Below are 2,344 nucleotides of genomic sequence, written 5' to 3'. Positions count from 1 at the left end.
CATCTGGTCAATTACCTAATTTTCAGGGAAAAAGTACCTGAATTTTCCCCCCGCTCACTCCCAGGTCCGGTACTTTTGGATTGACAAAAAGTCTAAAAGTCTTATCCAGCAAGGTTTTTAGATTTATTCAGCAAGCCCTAAATAGCAAAAACTATAGACGAATAGCTATGAGCTTTGGTGAAGAATTTGAATTACTGCTGCGGGCGCGCTATCCTCTCATCTATATTACCACCCTAGAAGAGGAACGTCTCGAAAAAGCGATCGCCGATATTGCCAAACAGAGCCATAACCGTGCTGTCTATGTCTGGGATTTCGTGGATGGTTATCAAGATAATCCCAATAATGAGAACTTTGCTCGGCGTAATCCCCTCCAAGCTCTTGAATTCGTCGAAAAGCTGCCGCCTAACATCGCCGCCATCATAATTTTACGCGATTTCCAGCGCTTTTTAGAAGATATTTCCATCGCCAGAAAATTGCGAAATCTGGCCCGTTCTCTGAAATCTCAGCCCAAAAACCTAATTATCGTCGCTCCCGAACTGTCTATCCCCTCGGATCTAACCGAAGTAATCACCGTCGTCGATTTTCCCCTCCCCAGTGGCGAAGAAATTAAACAGGAAATCCAGCGATTAATCGCTGCCACCGGACAACCCGTCAAAGAACCACTCCTCGATGAATTAGTGCTTTCTGCCCAAGGATTATCCCTAGAGAGAATTCGTCGGGTTTTAGCCAAATGTTTAGCCAGTCACGGCAAAATTGAGCCAGAGGACGTGGAATTAATTTTGGCAGAAAAACGCCAATCGATTCGTCAAACCCAGATATTGGACTTTTATCCCGCCACAGAGCAGATTTCTGACATCGGCGGCCTAGATAATCTCAAAGATTGGCTGATTCGTCGCGGTGGTGCCTTTAGTGAACGCGCCCGCGCCTACGGTTTACCCAATCCCCGGGGTTTACTATTGGTGGGAATCCAAGGGACGGGTAAATCCCTGACAGCGAAAGCTATTTCCCATCATTGGCACTTACCGCTGCTGCGTCTAGACGTGGGGCGTTTATTTGGCGGATTGGTGGGAGAATCGGAATCGCGTACCCGTCAGATGATTAATCTCGCCGAAGCTTTAGCTCCCTGTGTGCTGTGGATAGACGAAATCGATAAAGCTTTCGCCGGAGCGGAGGGAAAAGGCGACGGGGGAACCACTGGGCGGGTTTTCGGGACTTTTATCACTTGGTTAGCCGAGAAACAATCGCCGGTTTTTGTCGTCGCTACAGCTAATAACATCCAATCTCTGCCCCCGGAAATGTTGCGAAAAGGACGCTTCGATGAGATATTTTTTGTCGGACTACCTAGCCAAAAGTCCCGCGAGGAGATTTTTAGCGTTCATTTAGGGAAAGTTCGGCCCCATAATCTGAAAAGTTATGATATAAAGCGATTAGCCTACGAAACTCCCGATTTTTCGGGGGCAGAAATCGAACAAACCATCGTGGAAGCGATGCACATCGGTTTTAGTCAAAATCGCGACTTTAGCACCGATGATGTGCTTGAGGCCGCTAGTCAGATTATCCCCCTAGCTCGGACTGCCCAAGAACAGATTCAATTTCTACAGGATTGGGCAAAGTCCGGTAAAGCTCGTCTAGCCTCTCGCGATGATCGTTTTAATGTCAATTCTAGCAGTTAATTTAGCACCAATATGAAGCGTTTATCTGGTTTATTGCAATTTATGCTCGGTTTTGTCATGGGAGTGGCGATTTTGGTCGGTGGGGCTACTGCTGTCGCCTATATGCTTCTCTCCGGTATGAATTCTAATCCTCCTAAACCCGTCTTTACCGAGGAGAAAAAAGAGGAAACTAAGGAAGAAAAAACCGCCGTCAAACCTTCTCCCATCCCTACTACTCCCGTCCAAGAACAACCCCAAGCTGAGGTGAAAGAGTCTCCCACAGCTGCACCAGCACCAAAAGCTTCCCCGAAACCCAGTCCCGAAGCAAGAAAAAGAGAAGCCACATCCGAGGGTTATCAAGCGCGGGTGACATGGCAAAGCGGTTTAAGTCTGCGCTCTCAACCTACCAGTGAATCGACTCGTCTCGGCGGTCTGGATTATAATACTAAAGTTAGTGTGGTGGGAACCAGCAGCGATGGCCAATGGCAGCGCATACGTCTGTCCGATGGTCGCGAAGGTTGGATTAAAGCGGGTAATATTTCCAGAGTCCATTGACACTCCCCGCTCTAAAGAGACGGGGATTCTTGGTTCACAGAGATTACTTGCTTAGACAGAATTGCTTCTGAAAAAGTAGAGGTATTCTCTCCCCAAGCGTTTATTGGATCGAGCCCAAAGGTTCCGGTATGCCCTAC

The 2,344-nt window shown here is 47.7% G+C and carries 2 protein-coding genes and 1 pseudogene; 2 read left to right on the top strand and 1 reads right to left on the bottom strand.

Annotated features, from left to right (window positions below; translation table 11 throughout):
- The first annotated feature begins 167 nt into the window (after positions 1 to 167).
- Positions 168 to 1,673, top strand: a complete 1,506-nt coding sequence (locus O9332_RS20145; RefSeq protein ID WP_002798407.1) for a Ycf46 family AAA ATPase — start codon at positions 168 to 170, stop codon at positions 1,671 to 1,673.
- 12 nt (positions 1,674 to 1,685) lie between these two features.
- On the top strand, positions 1,686 to 2,207 hold the full coding sequence (locus tag O9332_RS20140) for an SH3 domain-containing protein (protein WP_287971952.1): 522 nt from the start codon (positions 1,686 to 1,688) through the stop codon (positions 2,205 to 2,207).
- A gap of 11 nt (positions 2,208 to 2,218) precedes the next feature.
- On the opposite strand, the pseudogene O9332_RS28160 reads toward O9332_RS20140, so the two are convergent.
- Positions 2,219 to 2,344 (bottom strand): annotated as a pseudogene (locus tag O9332_RS28160) (RNA-guided endonuclease TnpB family protein); the annotation flags it as partial.

This window comes from Microcystis sp. LE19-10.1B (genome assembly GCF_027530565.1).
Classification (GTDB): domain Bacteria; phylum Cyanobacteriota; class Cyanobacteriia; order Cyanobacteriales; family Microcystaceae; genus Microcystis; species Microcystis aeruginosa.
Note: the sequence above shows the minus strand (reverse complement) of the source record. Positions and strands in the feature narration are given on the sequence as shown.